Origin of the sequence: Herbiconiux sp. VKM Ac-2851 (assembly GCF_013205105.1) — a bacterium.
Taxonomy (GTDB): Bacteria; Actinomycetota; Actinomycetes; order Actinomycetales; family Microbacteriaceae; genus Herbiconiux; species Herbiconiux flava.
On record NZ_JABMLJ010000003.1, the window covers coordinates 88,088 to 103,845 of the forward strand.

At 71.8% G+C, this 15,758-nt stretch carries 17 protein-coding genes and 1 tRNA gene; 10 read left to right on the top strand and 8 right to left on the bottom strand.

What is annotated here, in order from left to right; translation table 11 throughout:
* The first annotated feature begins 43 nt into the window (after nucleotides 1–43).
* The 6 genes from HQQ85_RS13345 (at nucleotide 44) to HQQ85_RS13370 (ending at nucleotide 6,275) form a co-directional block, all read left to right on the top strand.
* On the top strand, nucleotides 44–859 hold the full coding sequence (locus tag HQQ85_RS13345; RefSeq protein WP_173183050.1) for a GntR family transcriptional regulator: 816 nt from the start codon (nucleotides 44–46) through the stop codon (nucleotides 857–859).
* Nucleotides 856–2,364, top strand: coding sequence for an MmgE/PrpD family protein (locus HQQ85_RS13350; RefSeq protein ID WP_173183051.1), 1,509 nt, complete (start codon nucleotides 856–858; stop codon nucleotides 2,362–2,364). Before HQQ85_RS13345 ends, HQQ85_RS13350 begins: the two co-directional genes overlap by 4 nt.
* The gene (gene prpB / locus HQQ85_RS13355; protein ID WP_173183052.1) at nucleotides 2,364–3,269 is read left to right on the top strand and encodes a methylisocitrate lyase; all 906 of its coding nucleotides are present in this window, start codon (nucleotides 2,364–2,366) and stop codon (nucleotides 3,267–3,269) included. Before HQQ85_RS13350 ends, prpB begins: the two co-directional genes overlap by 1 nt.
* A gap of 44 nt (nucleotides 3,270–3,313) precedes the next feature.
* Entirely contained in the window at nucleotides 3,314–4,435 is a 1,122-nt protein-coding gene (locus tag HQQ85_RS13360; RefSeq protein ID WP_173183053.1) for a bifunctional 2-methylcitrate synthase/citrate synthase, read from the top strand.
* A 67-nt stretch (nucleotides 4,436–4,502) separates the two neighbouring features.
* Nucleotides 4,503–5,723: a cation:proton antiporter gene (locus HQQ85_RS13365; RefSeq protein WP_173183054.1), complete on the top strand. Its 1,221-nt coding sequence runs from the start codon at nucleotides 4,503–4,505 to the stop codon at nucleotides 5,721–5,723.
* Nucleotides 5,724–5,768: 45 nt separating this feature from the next.
* Nucleotides 5,769–6,275, top strand: coding sequence for a nucleoside deaminase (locus tag HQQ85_RS13370; protein WP_173183055.1), 507 nt, complete (start codon nucleotides 5,769–5,771; stop codon nucleotides 6,273–6,275).
* A 42-nt stretch (nucleotides 6,276–6,317) separates the two neighbouring features.
* Here the strand turns inward: HQQ85_RS13370 and HQQ85_RS13375 are convergent, their stop codons facing one another.
* Entirely contained in the window at nucleotides 6,318–6,830 is a 513-nt protein-coding gene (locus HQQ85_RS13375; protein WP_173183056.1) for an Lrp/AsnC family transcriptional regulator, read from the bottom strand.
* Nucleotides 6,831–6,972: 142 nt separating this feature from the next.
* Here HQQ85_RS13375 and ald point away from each other — a divergent pair, with 142 nt between their 5' ends.
* From ald to HQQ85_RS13390, 3 genes are all read left to right on the top strand, one after another.
* Complete coding sequence (ald, locus tag HQQ85_RS13380; protein ID WP_173183057.1) at nucleotides 6,973–8,130, top strand: alanine dehydrogenase; 1,158 nt, start codon at nucleotides 6,973–6,975, stop codon at nucleotides 8,128–8,130.
* Nucleotides 8,131–8,297: 167 nt separating this feature from the next.
* Nucleotides 8,298–8,699 carry a hypothetical protein gene (locus HQQ85_RS13385; RefSeq protein ID WP_173183058.1) on the top strand — a complete coding sequence of 134 codons (402 nt, stop codon included), beginning with the start codon at nucleotides 8,298–8,300 and terminating at the stop codon, nucleotides 8,697–8,699.
* A gap of 190 nt (nucleotides 8,700–8,889) precedes the next feature.
* The gene (locus HQQ85_RS13390; protein WP_173183059.1) at nucleotides 8,890–9,792 is read left to right on the top strand and encodes a DMT family transporter; all 903 of its coding nucleotides are present in this window, start codon (nucleotides 8,890–8,892) and stop codon (nucleotides 9,790–9,792) included.
* A gap of 28 nt (nucleotides 9,793–9,820) precedes the next feature.
* Here the strand turns inward: HQQ85_RS13390 and HQQ85_RS13395 are convergent, their stop codons facing one another.
* A complete protein-coding gene (locus HQQ85_RS13395; RefSeq protein ID WP_173183060.1) occupies nucleotides 9,821–12,901 on the bottom strand; it encodes a DEAD/DEAH box helicase in 3,081 nt (1,026 codons plus the stop codon).
* 124 nt (nucleotides 12,902–13,025) lie between these two features.
* On the opposite strand from HQQ85_RS13395, the gene HQQ85_RS13400 reads away from it, so the two are divergent.
* Nucleotides 13,026–13,102 (top strand) — tRNA-Arg (locus HQQ85_RS13400).
* A 95-nt stretch (nucleotides 13,103–13,197) separates the two neighbouring features.
* Here HQQ85_RS13400 and HQQ85_RS13405 read toward each other — a convergent pair.
* The 6 genes from HQQ85_RS13405 to HQQ85_RS13430 form a co-directional block, all read right to left on the bottom strand.
* Entirely contained in the window at nucleotides 13,198–13,443 is a 246-nt protein-coding gene (locus HQQ85_RS13405; RefSeq protein ID WP_173183061.1) for a hypothetical protein, read from the bottom strand.
* Nucleotides 13,444–13,447: 4 nt separating this feature from the next.
* Nucleotides 13,448–13,765, bottom strand: coding sequence for a type II toxin-antitoxin system RelE/ParE family toxin (locus HQQ85_RS13410; protein WP_371741899.1), 318 nt, complete (start codon nucleotides 13,763–13,765; stop codon nucleotides 13,448–13,450).
* Nucleotides 13,762–13,992, bottom strand: a complete 231-nt coding sequence (locus HQQ85_RS13415) for a type II toxin-antitoxin system ParD family antitoxin (RefSeq protein ID WP_173183062.1) — start codon at nucleotides 13,990–13,992, stop codon at nucleotides 13,762–13,764. The genes HQQ85_RS13410 and HQQ85_RS13415 overlap by 4 nt, the downstream gene beginning before the upstream one ends.
* 47 nt (nucleotides 13,993–14,039) lie before the next feature.
* Nucleotides 14,040–14,690 carry a DUF5701 family protein gene (locus HQQ85_RS13420; protein ID WP_173183063.1) on the bottom strand — a complete coding sequence of 217 codons (651 nt, stop codon included), beginning with the start codon at nucleotides 14,688–14,690 and terminating at the stop codon, nucleotides 14,040–14,042.
* 97 nt (nucleotides 14,691–14,787) lie between these two features.
* Complete coding sequence (locus HQQ85_RS13425; protein WP_173183064.1) at nucleotides 14,788–15,207, bottom strand: hypothetical protein; 420 nt, start codon at nucleotides 15,205–15,207, stop codon at nucleotides 14,788–14,790.
* Nucleotides 15,208–15,313: 106 nt separating this feature from the next.
* Nucleotides 15,314–15,736, bottom strand: a complete 423-nt coding sequence (locus HQQ85_RS13430; RefSeq protein ID WP_173183898.1) for a YchJ family protein — start codon at nucleotides 15,734–15,736, stop codon at nucleotides 15,314–15,316.
* Nucleotides 15,737–15,758 lie beyond the last annotated feature (22 nt).

Consider the following 15,758-nt stretch of genomic DNA (forward strand, 5'->3'; position numbering starts at 1 on the left):
GGCGTAGATTGGCCTCGATGTATACAGAGAGCGGATGCGCGTGATGGCCCGCGCGAGTGAGCTCGCCTATGAGGCGCTGCGCTCCGAGATCCTGTCGTGGCAGCTCGCGCCAGGTGCCGTGCTCGCCGAGGTGGAGCTCTCGGGCCGTCTCGGCATCTCCCGCACCCCCGTGCGCGAGGCCCTGGCCCGGCTCGTCGCCGACGGTCTCGTGGAGCCGCAGGGCGGCCGCGGCCTGATCGTCACGGCCGTCTCGGCGGCGAACGTGACCGAGCTCTTCGAACTGCGGCGTGCACTGGAGACCGAGGCGGCCGCACTCGCGGCCCGACGCCGGAGCGCCCCCGCCTTCGTCGCCCTGCAGAACGAGCTGCGGGAGGTGCCCGCGCTGCTGACCGATCCCGACCCCGGCCGTCACGCCTACTACGACCTGGCGACCCGCTTCGACGCGGCCATCGACGAGGCTGTGCGGAACCCCTTCCTCGTGCAGGCCCTCACCGGCGTGCGCACCCACCTGGCGCGCCTCCGCCGCCTCTCCCGCGACAACCCAGCGCGCCTGCTCGAGGCGGCCCGCGAGCACCTGCTGATCGTCGACGCGATCGTCGACGGCGACCCGCAACTCGCGGCCGACGCCACGCGGGTGCACCTGGCGCGGAGCCTCCGCGCCACGCTCGGCTCCCTCGACGCCGACCCGCCCGCGACCCCGGCGCGAGCATCCGCCCCCACCGATGCCCGCCCCGCCGCCCCCACGGCCGCCGCCCCCACCGCCACGGCCGCCGCCCCCACGGCCGCCGCCCCCACGAACGACCAACGAACATCCACCCCCGCACCCACCACCCCACCGAAAGGCGCCCCCGCCCGATGAACCTCCACGACGTGCGCGTGCACCGCAGCGACGAGAACCTCCCCCGCGAGGGCCAGCTGGCCCACAAGATCGCCCAGGTCGCCGCCGACCCGGTGGCGGTGACCCCCGAGGTGACCGAGATGGTCATCAACCGCGTGATCGACAACGCCGCCGTCGCGGTCGCGAGCATCACCCGCGGCCCGGGTGTCGCCGCCCGCGCCCAGGCGCTCGACCACCCCTACGCCCCGGGCGCCTCCGTGTTCGGTGTCACCGGCGGCTACAGCCCCGAGTGGGCCGCCTGGGCTAACGGGGTCGCCGTGCGTGAGCTCGACTACCACGACACCTTCCTCGCGGCCGAGTACTCGCACCCGGGCGACAACATCCCGCCGATCCTCGCCGTCGCCCAGCACGTCGGCTGCACCGGCGCCGACCTCGTGCGCGGCATCGCGACGGGCTACGAGATCCAGGTCGACCTGGTGAAGGCGATCAGCCTGCACAAGCACAAGATCGACCATGTCGCCCACCTCGGCCCGTCGGCCGCCGCCGGCATCGGCACCCTGCTCGGCCTCGACGTCGAGACGATCTTCCAGGCCGTCGGCCAGGCGCTGCACACCACCACCGCCACCCGCCAGTCGCGCAAGGGCGAGATCTCCACCTGGAAGGCCCACGCCCCCGCCTTCGCCGGCAAGATGGCCGTCGAGGCGGTCGACCGGGCGATGCGCGGCCAGACCAGCCCCACCCCCATCTACGAGGGGGAGGACGGCGTGATCGCGTGGCTCCTCGACGGGCCGGATGCGCGCTACGAGGTTCCCCTCCCGGAAGACGGCGAGGCGAAGCGCGCCATCCTCGACACCTACACGAAGGAGCACTCGGCCGAGTACCAGGCGCAGGCGTGGATCGACCTGGCCCGCAAGCTCAACCGCGAGCATCCGGAGACCGCCGACCCGGCGAACGTGGTGAGCGTGACGATCCACACCAGCCACCACACCCACTTCGTGATCGGCTCGGGCGCGAACGACCCGCAGAAGTACGACCCGACGGCCAGCCGGGAGACGCTCGACCACTCGATCCCATACATCTTCACCGTCGCGCTGCAGGACGGCGCCTGGCACCACGTCGACTCGTACAGCCCGGCGCGGGCAGCGCGACCCGACACCGTCGAGCTCTGGCACAAGGTGCAGACGCTCGAGGACCCCGAGTGGACGCGCCGCTACCACTCGCTCGACCCCGCCGAGAAGGCGTTCGGCGGCCGTGTCGAGATCGTGCTCGCCGACGGCTCGACCGTCGTCGACGAGATCGCGGTGGCCGACGCGCATCCGCTCGGCGCCCGCCCGTTCGCCCGTGCCGACTACGTGCAGAAGTTCCGCACGCTGGCCGCCGGTGTCATCGAGGAGGCCGAGATCGAGCGCTTCCTCGCCCTCGCCGAGCGCCTGCCCGAGCTCACGGTCGACGAGGTGCGGCAGCTGAACGTCGTCGCTCGTCCCGGCCTCCTCGAGGCCATCCCCACCCCGAAGGGACTCTTCTGATGCTGTACTCCACGATTCCCGCGCACGAGAAGCGCGCCGCCTTCCGCTCGGCGCTGACCTCCGGCCGACTGCTCAGGATGCCCGGCGCCTTCAACCCGCTGAGCGCCCGCCTGATCGAGGAGAAGGGCTTCGACGGCGTCTACATCTCGGGCGCGGTCATCGCCGCCGACCTCGGCTTCCCCGACATCGGTCTCACCACGCTCACCGAGGTGGCCACCCGCGGTGGCCAGATCTCGCGGATGACGAACCTGCCGACGCTGATCGACGCCGACACGGGCTTCGGCGAGCCGATGAACGTCGCCCGCACGGTGCAGACGCTCGAGGACGCCGGGGTCTCCGGCCTGCACATCGAGGACCAGGTCAACCCGAAGCGCTGCGGACACCTCGACGGCAAGGCGGTGGTCGACGCCGACACGGCGGTCAAGCGCATCCGGGCCGCCGCCGACGCGCGCCGCGACCCGAACCTGCTGATCATGGCGCGCACCGACATCCGCGCCGTCGACGGCCTCGGCGCCGCGATCGACCGCGCCAAGCAGCTCGTCGACGCGGGCGCCGACGCGATCTTCCCCGAGGCCATGGCCGACCTGTCGGAGTTCGAGGCCATGCGCAAAGCGATCGACGTGCCGATGCTCGCGAACATGACGGAGTTCGGCAAGAGCGAGCTGTTCTCGGTGTCGCAGCTCGAGTCGGTGGGCGCGAACCTCGTGATCTACCCGGTCTCGCTGCTGCGCATCGCGATGGGCGCCGCCGAGCGCGGGCTCGACGCACTCGTCGCCGAAGGTTCACTGAAGAGCGAGGTCGCCACGATGCAGACGCGTGCCAGACTCTACGAACTGCTCGACTACCCGGCCTACAACGCGTTCGACTCCTCGGTCTTCGATTTCGAGGTTCCGGATGCTCGCTGAGCACCTCACCGGCCGGCCCACGTTGTTCACGAAGGAGTGCTGACATGACCGATCCGCAGGAGATCAAGAAGGGGCTGGCCGGCGTCGTCGTCGACTACACGGCGGTCTCGAAGGTCAACCCCGAGACGAACTCGCTGCTGTACCGGGGGTATCCGGTGCAGGAGCTGGCGGCGTCGTGCTCCTTCGAGCAGGTCGCGTACCTGCTCTGGAACGGTGAGCTGCCCTCCGACGCCGAGCTCGAGGCCTTCGAGCGGGCCGAGCGGTCGCAGCGCGCGCTGGATCCGGCCGTGAAGCGGGTGATCGACGAGCTGCCGCTGACCGCGCATCCGATGGACGTCGTGCGCACCGCCGTGTCGGTGATCGGCGCGCTCGACCCCTCGTGGGACGACTCGTCGGAGGAGGGGACGCTCGGCAAGGCCGTGCACCTGCTCGCCGCGCTGCCCGCGATCGTGGCCTACGACCAGCGCCGCCGCCGCGGGCAGGATGTCGTGGAGCCCGACGAGTCGCTCGGGTACTCGGCGAACTTCCTGCGGATGACCTTCGGTTCGGTGCCCTCCGACGTGGTCGTGAAGGCGTTCGACGTGTCGATGATCCTGTATGCGGAGCACTCGTTCAACGCGTCGACGTTCACGGCGCGGGTCGTGACCTCGACGCTCAGCGACCTGTACTCGGCGGTCGTCGCGGGCATCGGGGCGCTGAAGGGGCCGCTGCACGGCGGCGCCAACGAGGCCGTGATGCACGTGTTCGACGAGATCGGCACGGCTTCGGCGGCCGAGGCGTGGCTCGACGAGGCGCTGGCGGCCAAGCGCAAGATCATGGGATTCGGGCACCGGGTGTACAAGAACGGCGACTCGCGGGTGCCGACGATGAAGGCCTCGCTCGACACGCTCGTGGCCGAGTACGACCGGCCCGATCTGCTCGAGCTGTACGTGGCCCTCGACGAGGCGATGCAGTCCCGGAAGAGCATCAAGCCGAACCTCGACTACCCGTCGGGGCCGGCGTACCACCTGATGGGGTTCGACACCGAGATGTTCACGCCGCTGTTCGTGGCGTCGCGGATCGTGGGGTGGACGGCGCACATCCGGGAGCAGCTGGCGTCGAACGCGCTGATCCGGCCGCTGTCGGCGTACAACGGGGTCGACGAGCGGCACGTGCCCTCGGCCTGAGCGGTCGGGCTTGTCGACGCCGCCGCTGCCGTGCGCCAGGATGGTGCTGACGAAGGCGGGGTAGGGGATGGACCAGGCTGATCCGGTCGGCATCGTGCTGATCGCGGCGCTCGCCGTGGCGGCTCCGTTGGTCGCCGCGGCCGTGGGCCGGGTGGCGCGCGTGCCGCTGGTGGTGTTCGAGATCCTGCTGGGCGTGCTGGTGGGGCCGAGCGTTCTCGGCTGGCTCGGGCCGAGCCCGTTCTCGGGCGCGATCGCGGAGTTCGGGCTCGCGCTGCTGTTCTTCATGGCGGGTCGCGAGATCGACTTCGCCGCGATCGCCGGCCGCCCGATCGCCCGGGCCGGCCTCGGCTGGGGCATCTCGCTCGTCGTCGCGATCGCCGTCGGTTACCTGATCGCCCCCGACCTCGAGGCCGCGGTGTTCATCGGCGTCGCCCTCACCTCCACCGCGCTCGGCACGATCATGCCGATGCTCCGCGACGCGGGCGAGCTGTCCACCCCGTTCGGCCGGGCCGTCACCGCGGTCGGCGCCGTGGGGGAGTTCGGGCCGCTGATCGCCATCTCGCTCTTCCTCAGCGGCCGATCGCCCGGCATCTCGGCCGTCGTGCTGATCGGCTTCACGGCGATCGCGCTGCTGGGCATCCTGGCCGCCTCGCGCGGACCGCGCACGGGCCTGCACCGCATCGTCACGACGACCCTGCACACCAGCGGACAGTTCGCCGTGCGCCTCGTGCTGCTCGCGATCGCGGCGCTCGTGGTGCTGAGCGTGATCCTCGGGCTCGACATGCTGCTCGGCGCCTTCGCGGCCGGCGTGATCTGCCGGGTGCTGCTCTCGGGCGTGAACAAGCCCGACCTGGAGCTCGTCGACGCGAAGCTCGAGGCGGTCGCGTTCGGCTTCCTCGTGCCGGTCTTCTTCATCTACACCGGCATCACCTTCGACCTCGAGGCGCTCCTCGCCGACCCGGTCGCGCTCGTGCTGCTGCCGGTGTTCGCGGTGCTGCTGCTCCTCGTGCGGGGGCTGCCGAGCATCCTCGCCGCGCCCGCCGGATCCTCCCGTGTCGACCGCGCGGCCATCGGCCTCTTCGGCGCAACCGGCCTGCCGATCATCGTCGCGGTCACCGGCATCGCCCTCGATCGCCAGGCCATCCTCCCGGGCACGGCGGCGGCGCTGGTCGGCGCGGGGATGATCTCGGTGCTGCTGTATCCGCTGATCGGCCTGACGCTCCGCCGCCGCTCGCGTGGGGGCGCCCCGCTCCCGCCTGACGACGAGCACGTCCCGGTCGAGGCGTAGCCGGCGGTTCACGCCCCGTGGCGCGGCGTGTGCCAGGCTGAGTGGATGACCGTCGCACCGCTCGCGCCCTCCGACCTCGCCCCCGCCGACCTCGCGCACCTCGAGCGGGCCGTCGCCCTGGCGGCCGCCGCCCGCGACCGCGGCGACCACCCGTTCGGCGCGCTCCTCGTCACTGCCGACGGACGCGCCATCGAGGCGATGAACACCGTCAACACCGGACACGACCCCATCGGTCACGCCGAGACCAACCTCGTCCGCGACTCGGGGCAGCAGCTGGAGCGCGACGAGCTCGCCGCCTCCACGCTGTACACGAGCACCGAGCCCTGCGCGATGTGCACGGGCGCGATCTACTGGGCCGACATCCCGCGCGTGGTCTTCGCCCTGTCGGAGGAGGCGCTGCGCGACCTCGTCGACGCGCAGGAGGGCGTGCCGACGCTGGCGCTTCCGTCGCGCGAGGTGCTCGCGCGGGGCGGGCGTGACGTCGAGGTCGTCGGGCCGGTCGCGCTGCCCGGTGCCACCGCGGTGCACGTGGGGTTCTGGAACGAGGACTGACCCGACGCCCGCCCGCGCTGCCCGCCGCGCCGCGCAACCGCCCTACAGCGCCTCGCGCACCTCGCTCCACGAGCTGCCCTGCTGCATGTGCTGCACCCCGATCAGGTGGTCGAAGACGATGTTCGTCTGCGTGGAGGCGACCGAGTTGTCCATGCTGAGCTCGGTGGCCACGAAGTCCCGCAGCTGCCCCGTCGAGGTGCAGGCCACGTGGATCAGGAAGTCGTCGGCTCCGCCCAGGAAGAACACGTTCAGCACGTTCGGGAGGGTGATCACGCGCTGCGCGTAGCTGCGGATCTCCGCCCGCGCCTGCGCCTTCAGCCGCACCTGCACGATCGCCTCGATCGGCAGCCCGAGCGACGCCCAGTCGGGCTGCGCGTGGAACGACCGCAGCACCCCGCTCGCGTGCAGCGCCCGCACCCGCACGAGGCAGGTCGACGGCGCGATGCCCACGCGCTCCGCCAGCTCCTTGTTCGGCAGCCGGGCCTCGCGGCAGAGCTCCCAGACGATCCGCTCGTCGATGTCGTCGATCACGGCTGTTCCGTCGGTACGCCCCATCGCTCTCGTCCTCCGAACTACGCGGCCAGAACTGCCGCCTCGACCGAATGATATTCGGGATCGATGACAACGAGCATCCGATCGCCCGATAATCGAGCCAGATCGCGAACGCGACGGTCGACGACGAGCGAAGGAGCCCACCGTGATCATCGGGGTGCCGAAAGAGATCAAGAACAACGAGTTCCGGGTGGCGATGACGCCGTCGGGTGTCTTCGAGCTGGTGAAGCACGGGCACACGGTGCTCGTCGAGACGGGGGCCGGCGTCGGCTCGGCGATCGTCGACGACGAGTATGCGGCGGCGGGAGCATCCGTCGTCGATGTCGATGCGGTGTGGGCCGCCGAGATGATCGTGAAGGTCAAAGAGCCGATCGAGCCCGAATACGAGCGGATGCGCGCGGGCCAGCTCATCTTCACCTACCTGCACCTGGCCGCCGCCGAACCGCTCGTGGCCGCGCTGATCTCGTCTCGGGCGACGTCGATCGCCTACGAGACCGTGCAGCTCGCCGACGGTTCGCTGCCGTTGCTCGCGCCGATGAGCGAGGTCGCCGGACGGCTGTCGGTGATGGTCGGCAGCTACCACCTGATGGGGTCGAAGGGCGGCCGCGGCGTGCTGCTGGGGGGCGTGCCCGGGGTGCGCCCGGCGAAGGTCACCGTGATCGGCGGCGGGCAGGCCGGCGAGAACGCGGTGCAGCAGGCGGTCGCGGTGGGGGCGGACGTGACGGTGCTCGACCTGTCGATCCCGCGGCTGCGGCACATCGACGAGGTGTTCGCCGGGCGCGTGAAGACCGTGGTGTCGAACGCGTTCGAGGTCGAGCGGAGCGTGCTCGAGGCCGACCTCGTGATCGGCGCGGTGCTCGTGCCGGGTGCGGCCGCACCGAAGCTCGTCTCGCACGAGCTCGTGTCGCGGATGAAGCGCGGCTCGGTGCTGGTGGACATCGCCATCGACCAGGGCGGCTGCTTCGAGGACTCGCGACCGACCACCCATGATGAGCCGACGTATCCGGTCGAGGAGACGATCTTCTACTGCGTCGCGAACATGCCCGGCGCGGTGCCGGCCACGTCGACGGCGGCGCTGACTAACGCGACACTGCCGTACGTGGTGCGGTTGGCCGATCGCGGGTGGCGGGAGGCCGTGCAGCGGGACGCGGCGCTGGCGGCGGCGGTGTCGACCGTGGACGGGCGGCTGACGCACGAGCCGACGGCGGAGGCGTTCCCGCACTTCGGGTACACGCCGCTCGCGTCGGCGCTCGCTGCGGAGCCTGCCGGTGCGGCTTCGGCGGCTTCGCCCGCCTCGGCCTGACGGCTGCGGCGGCGGCTTCGCTCGCCTCGGCCTGGTCGCCGGCTCGCGGAGCCGCTGGGCGACGGTCGGCGCGGCGGATGTGACGAAGCGGGGTGCGGGAGCGTCTCAGAGGTGACGCGCGTCGGCGAGGCCGCCCCGCGCGGAGCCGCCGCCATCCGAGGAGCACCATGCGATCGTCCCGTTCCCGCCGAAGCCGCCCGCGCGCCGTCTGGGCCGCCGTCATCACGGGACTCGTCGTCTGCCTGCTGATCGTGGTCGGCGTGATGCTGCCCGTGCTCGGCCTGATCGCGGGCGCCGACGCCACGACGGTCGGGGTGCTCGACGTGCCGGTCGGTGCCATCGCGGTGTCGATCCTGATCTGCTCCGTGGTCGCGCTCGGGTTCCTCTGGTCGGCGTTTGTGTCGCGCAACGGCGCATTGTCGTGGGTCGCGGCCGTCGCGGCGGTGGTGGCGACGCTGATCGGGTCGGTCTGGCCGCTCGTCGCGACCGGGATGTCGAGCGTCGGCCAGGTGCAGGACCTCATCCCGTTCATCCAGGACCTGATCGGGCGGGTCGTGGCGCTGGGCTGACGTCGCCATCGCGGTCGCAGCCGCGGTCGCAGTCGCGGTCGCTCGTCCTCGTCCCGAGATGCCCATCGGCCGTCTGTCGGCAACCCTTTCGGCCGGGCTGCGTCGATATCCCGCCATCCTGCGTCGGCCCGTGCCGCGGGTGCTGCGGCGGGTGCCAGAATCGCTGCATGGCACCATCGGTTCGCGCGGCATGACACGTCGGGGCGTCGTGCTCTTCGCGGCGCTGGGCGTTGCATGGGGCATCCCGTACCTGCTCATCAAGGTCGCCGTCGGAGAGCTCGACCCCGCGATGGTGGTGCTCGCCCGCAGCGCGCTCGGCGGGCTCCTGCTGCTGCCGCTGGCGGTGCACCGCAGGCAGGTGCTCGTCGTGCTGCGGCGCTGGCGGCCGCTGCTGATCTACACGGCCGTCGAGATCGTGGTGCCGTGGTACTTCCTCAGCACGGCCGAGCAGCGGCTGCCGAGTTCGACCGCCGGGCTGCTGCTGGCCGCGGTGCCGCTCGTCGGGGTCGGGGTCGCGTTCCTGTTCGGCCGGCCCGAGCGGCTGAGCGGCGCCAACTGGGCCGGCATCGTCGTCGGCATGCTCGGGGTGGCCGCGCTGGTGGGCCTCGACGTCGCCGGTTCGGATCTCGTCGCCGTCGGCCAGGTCGCCATCGTCGTCGTGGGCTACGCGATCGGCCCGGCGATCCTGTCGAAGTGGATGCCCGATCTGCCCGCCGTGGGCGTCGTGACCGTCTCGCTGCTGATCGCCGCGCTCGTCTACCTACCCGTCGTGCTGCTGACCGGCGCGCTGCCCACCGAGGTGCCGTCGGCGGAGGTGATCGCGTCGGTGGTCACGCTCGCGGTCGTCTGCAGCGCGGGCGCGTTCCTGATCATGTTCGCGTTGATCGCCGAGATCGGACCCGTGCGCACCACGACGATCACCTACGTCAATCCGGCCGTGGCGATCGTGGCGGGGGCGCTCGTGCTCGGGGAGCGCGTCACGGTGTGGACCGCCGTCGGCTTCGGGCTGGTGCTCGTGGGCTCGTACCTCGTGACGCGCCGCCGCCGGGCGCGCGCGGCCCCTGAGCCGAAGGCGGCGCCGCTCCTCGACTGACTCTGACCGGCCGCGGTTCGCGCGCCGCTCAGGCGAGCAGCCCCCGCAGGTCGTCGGCCGTGAGCGCCCTCGCGAAGAGGGCGTCGTCGTCGAGCACCGCGTCGAAGAGCTCGGCCTTGTGCTCCTTCAGTGCCATCACCTTCTCCTCGATGGTGTCGGTCGCGACCAGCCGGTACACGTTCACCGGACGCTCCTGCCCGATCCGGTGCGTGCGGTCGATCGCCTGCGACTCCGACGCCGGGTTCCACCACGGGTCGAGCAGGTAGACGTAGTCGGCCTCCGTCAGCGTCAGCCCGAAGCCCCCGGCCTTGAGGCTGATCAGGAACACCGGCGCAGTGCCCTCCCGGAACCGCTGCACCACCTCGGGCCGCCGCCGCGTCGAGCCGTCGAGGTACTCGTAGGCGATGCCCTCCGCGTCGAGCCGGGCCGCGACCTTCGCCAGGTAGCTCGTGAACTGGCTGAACACGAGCGAGCGGTGGCCCTCGCCGATCACCTCGCCGAGCTGCTCGACCAGCACGTCGAGCTTGGACGAGGGGATGGACGAATGAGCGTCGTCGATGAGGGACGCGTCGAGGCTGAGCATCCTGAGCAGTGTCAGCGAGCGGAAGACGATGAAGCGGTTGCGGTCGAGGTCGTCGAGCAGCCCGAACAGCTTCTGCCGCTCGCGCTGCAGCACGGTGTCGTAGAGGTGCCGGTGCGCGGGGGAGAGCTCCACGGGCAGCACCTGCTCCTGCTTCGCCGGGAGCTCGGGCGCGACGGCGTCCTTCGTGCGGCGCAGCAGCACCGGCCGGATGCGCTGCCGCAGCGTCGCGAGCGCCCGCGGGTCGATGCCCCGCTCGATCGGCCGCTGGAACTTCTCGGCGAACAGCCGCGCCGACGGGAACAGCCCGGGCGCGACGATGTCGAGCAGCGCCCAGAGCTCGAGCAGGTTGTTCTCGAGCGGGGTTCCGGTGATGGCGAGGCGGAACGGCACGTCGAGCTCGCGCGCGGCCTCGTGCGCCTTCGAGAGGTGGTTCTTCACGAACTGGGCCTCGTCGAGCACGAGCCCGGCCCAATCGAGGGCGCGGTAGTGGGCGGCGTCGAGGCGGAACAGGGCATAGCTCGTGACCACGATGTCGGCCCCCGCGGCGACCTCGGCAAGCCGCGCCGCGCTGCCCTGCGTGGTGGTCACCGCGCGAACGACCAGGCCCGGGGTGAAGTGCGCGGCCTCGGCCTGCCACGTGCCGACCACCGAGGTCGGTGCCACCACGAGGAAGGGCGGCGGATGCGCGGCGGCGCCCGCCCCGCCTTCGGCCCGGTGCTCGCGGGCATGGGCGATCAGCGCCAAGGTCTGGAGGGTCTTGCCGAGGCCCATGTCGTCGGCCAGGATGCCGCCGAGCCCGTTGCGGTGAAGGAACGCCAGCCAGTCGAACCCCGCCTTCTGGTAGGGGCGGAGGGTGACCGAGACGGTGGCGGGCACCGGTGTGGGTGGCACCGAAGCATCCGTCGCCCGGGCCAGCTGCTGCGCCGCCCGCACCGCCTGCCGCCAGGCGAGGGCGTCGGGGCTCTCGTCGGCCGTGTCGTCGAACTCGGCGAAGCGGGCGGCCTGGTGGCGGCTGACGCGCAGGCCGGTCTCCCACTCGTCGAGCGTCGTGGACTCCTCGAGCAACTCGCGCAGGCGGTCGAACGCCGGATGCTCGAGCGACAGGTACGTCTTGTCGACCATCAGCAACCGCGTGCGCCCCTTGGCGAGCGCCTTGAAGAGCGGGCCGAACGGCACCCGGTAGCCGCCGATGTTCACCACGATGCCGAGGTCGAACCAGTCGCGCTTCAGCGTCTCGACGTGGGTGATGCTGATGTCGGGGTGGCCGATCAGCTCGCGGTAGGCCGGCCGCGGCCCGATCACGTCGACCCGCACGTCGGGCAGGGCGTCGAGGGCCGGCAGCGCCTTCTCGGCGAAAGCCGCCGCGGTGACGCCGTCGAGGGTGACCGGCGGCGCCTCCGCATCGATCTCGAGGGCGGCCGCCGCCGGGAAGCGCCGCAGCACGGTGTCAAGCTGCTCGCGCGCCGCCTCGGCGATGCGCAGCTCGGACACCGCGTCGCGCAGCCCCACCCACTCCCAGTCGAGCGTCAGCACGTCGTCGGCCAGGAACCGCGCCGTCAGCACCAGCGTCGGCGGGGGAACCGTCGGCAGCGCGACGCTCCCGTCGGCGCTCGCGAGCAGGATGCCGCGGCGGAGCGCCGGGTAGTACTCCTCGAAGAACTGCCCGGTGTCGGCCGCCGGCACGGTGATGGCGGGGCGGCCGAGTGCGCGCTGCTCCTCGATGCTGAGCGGATGCGCGGCCGGTGCCAGCACGATCCGCGGCCGCTTGGCGCTGGTCAGGTCGTAGGCGTAGATGCCGTGGTCGCCGATGGCTCCGGCATGCTGGGCGGGGTGCAGGTCGTCGTTTTCGTCGTCGTCGTCACCGTGGTCGTCGCGCCTTGCGTCATCACCGGCGTCGGCGGCCCTTTCGGTGAAGGCGACGAGCGGGGTGAGGCGGAGGTCGCCCGAGCGCTGGCGGGCGTCGAAGGAGACGGACGCGCATCCGCTCACCTGCACCGTGCCGGCCTTGGCCGAGCTGACGAGGGCGATGCCCAGCCGGCGCGCCTCGGCCAGCAGCTGCCAGAGCAGCGGGCTGAGGAAGTCGTCGAGCGTCAGCCAGTCGGTCTCGGGCACGACGTGGGGCGGCCGCGTGGCGCGGTGCAGCGCGGCGAACTGCGCGAACCAGCGGTGGTGCGCGGGGTCGAGCGCGAGCCGGTTGACCTGGTGGGTGAAGGAGCCCCAGGTCACGTTCGCCTTCACATACGAACCCGACACCGAGCGGATGACCGGCCGAACGGCCAGCCGTCGCGGGGCCCCCTCGGCCGCCGCTCCCTCCGCGGTCGCCGCGCGGGTGCTCGGGCCGCGCCAGCGATCGTGGTCACGCGGCGCCTCTTCACGCACCTCGAACTGGAGGCCCATAAACGTGCTTCCCTCGCCGCCCGCCCCACCGGTCTCAGCGGTTCGTGCGCTCGCCGACGCGCGCTCGGGGCCGGCAGGCGACAGGGCGTCGACGGCCGAACGCCAGCTCGGGGGCGGTGCGGGAGACATGGGTCAATCGTGGCATCCGCCCCCGACATCGAGGCACCCGCGAGCTGAGGCTGCGTCGACTTTGTGTTGCCCGAACCACCTGCTAGGCTCTGATGTTCGTGCGGGAGATCGTTTCTCACACACTGCGCCCTTAGCTCAGCTGGATAGAGCGTCTGACTACGGATCAGAAGGCCAGGGGTTCGAATCCCTTAGGGCGCACCACACGAAGGCCCCGGTTCTACGAACCGGGGCCTTCGCCGTTTCCGCGGCTGCGGCTCGCCTGCTGTCGCGACTCTTCATCCCGGAAAGTCGCGCGCCTACGCGACAAGGCGCACGATGAAGATGACCAGGCAGATCGCCCCCACGACGACGGTGCCGATTCCCCACACCCGGTTCGTCTCTCGATCGCCGCGCGTCGTCTCGTCCGTTCCCGGTCGGTTCCTGGCGATGAAACGCTCGAACGGGTGGGGGAAGATCAGGGACAGCGCCCCCACGAGGACCAGGCCGGCGCCGATGGCGAGCAGCAGGGTCGGGCGGTACTCGCGAGCGGCCAGGGACACCACTCCCTCAATCACCGGCGAACTCGCGGGGGAGGTCGCGCCGCGTGTGGAGCACGCGATGGATGCGCACGGCGTCCGCGTCGTCGGTGTAGATCGCCACGTACGGGAAGCGGCCGAGCGGAACGCTCCTCACCTCGGGGATGCCGAGATCGATTGCCAGGCGCGCCGACCCCAGCGACGGGAACTCGGCGAGGAGGTCGCGCAGATTCTCGAGTTCGTCGACGAGGTCGAGTGCGACATCAGCGGCGCCCTCGCCCACGTAGTCGTCGATCGCCGACGCGATGTCCTCGTCGGCGCGCGCGGTGGTGACCACGCGGCGGGTCACGCGGCGTCGCGGATGCGCGCACGCAGTGACTCGAAGTAGGAGGCATCGAGTTCAGAACCCGGTCCCGAGGTCATGCCGTCGGTGACGAGCGCGCGCAGCCTCTCGCGGTCCTGTTCCCGGCGGATCAACTCACGGATGAACTCGCTGCTGGTGCCGTACCGCTCGCCGACCTGCGACTCGACGAAGTCCTTGAGCGCGTCGGGGAGGGAGACGTTCATGGTTGCCATGGAGCGAGGATACGCCGTGTGACAAAGATTGTCACCGACTGGGAAGGTCAGGCGGCGGTGGCTGAGGCGTGGCCGAGCCAGGGGTGGCGGTTGCCCGCCCAGCACCAGCCGAGCTTGGGGGCGCCGCGGCGGGTGCGGCCGTCGCGGCCCGTCCCGCCGCTGATCCACAGGGCCGGGACGCGGGCGTCGAGCGTGCCGTCGGGCTTGCGGTGGCGGGAGGCGATGGTCATGAAGCAGTGATTCGGGGCCAGCTGCTCGGGCTGCTGGAGGAGCCAGCTGATGCCCTCGCTGATCGTGAGCGGGCGGCGGCCACGGGCGAGGATCTCGGGCAGCGCCTCGTCGGGCGTGCGGTTCGACAGGTCGTCGCCGCGGTCCATTCCGTGGGCGAGCGAGAAGCCCTCGGGGCAGGCGTCGAGGTCCGGATGCTCGGTGAACGCGTCGAGGTCGGTGAGGTCCTCGACGACGAATCCCGGCTTCCCGCCCCGACGCAGCAGAGTGACGAGCTGCGAGGGCGCGGCGATCGCGGGGCCGACCACGAGGATCGAGTCGGGGCGGCCGCGGAGAGTCGACGCGCGGCTCCGCAGTTCCTCGGCGCTGATGCCGGCGAGTTCGGGCAGGCCGAGGTCGATCAGGCGCTGCAGCTGCTCGCTGAGCGGCGGGGTGCGGTGGGTCGTGGGGGTGGCGATGGTCAAGGTCATGGTCGGCCTTCCAGGTCACCCGCTTCAACGCCTGGGTGGTCGCCGCCATTCCCTCGCCCGCCCGGCCTCCGGTGGCGAGGACGAACGGGGGAGGGCGTCAGGCGACGCCGTCAGCGTCGGGGTCGGGGCTGTCGGCGTGGGTGTCGGCCGGCGCGGCCGAGGCGTCGGCTCCGTCGCTGTAGGCTCCGATGCCGTCGGGGCTGCTGGTGCCGGATCCGTTCGGGCCCGAACTCTCGGAGTGCGCCTCCCGGGCGGCGAAGCTCTCGTGGTCGGGATCGAGCGACGACTTCTCGCCGCGCTCGTCGACGCCGTCGGGCTGGTCGGCGATGTCACGCGCGTCAGTGGTGTCGCCCGTCGAGCCGTCACCCGTCGAGTTGTCACCCGTCGAGCCGTCACCCGTCGAGCCGTCACCAGTGGAGGCGTCGACGGTCGGGGCGCCGAACGAGCCGCCCTGGTCGAGGACGTCGGGCTGGTCGGCGTCGTCGGGCGCGGGGGTGGTGCTGCTGCTGTCGGTCATGGTGACTCCTCTGTCGGTGCTTCCACCTTGGGCCCGATCCGCGGATGCGCAAGCCCGCGTGCCGAGCTGGTGCGGGCGCGGAGCCGGGCCCTGCGTAGGGCTCACCTCAGAGGGCGTCGACGTAGTACCAGCGGCCTCCTTCCCGCACGAAGCGGCTCGTCTCGTGCTGCATGCCCGCGGCACCCGGGTGGCCGGGGCGCGGGCGGTGGTGGGCCGCGAACTCGACGACTCCCTCGGTGTCGAGGGGGCCGCCCGCCGAGCGGGAGGGGATGTCGAGGCGGTACCAACGCAGCGAGTCGTCGAGCTCGAGCCGGGAGGGGCGCGTCGAGGGGTGCCAGGTTGCCAGGAGGTAGGCCGGGTCGCCGACCGCGAAGGCCGAGAAGCGGGAGCGCATGAGCTGCTCGGCCGTGGGAACGACGGCGGTGCCGGCATGGAACGGGCCGCAGCACTCGCCGTAGGGCGCGCCGCTGAGGCAGGGGCAGCGGGCATCGGCGGAGAGGCCGGGCGGGGCGGGAACCGGCGAGGGCAGCGAAGAGGGAGCGGAGTCTGTC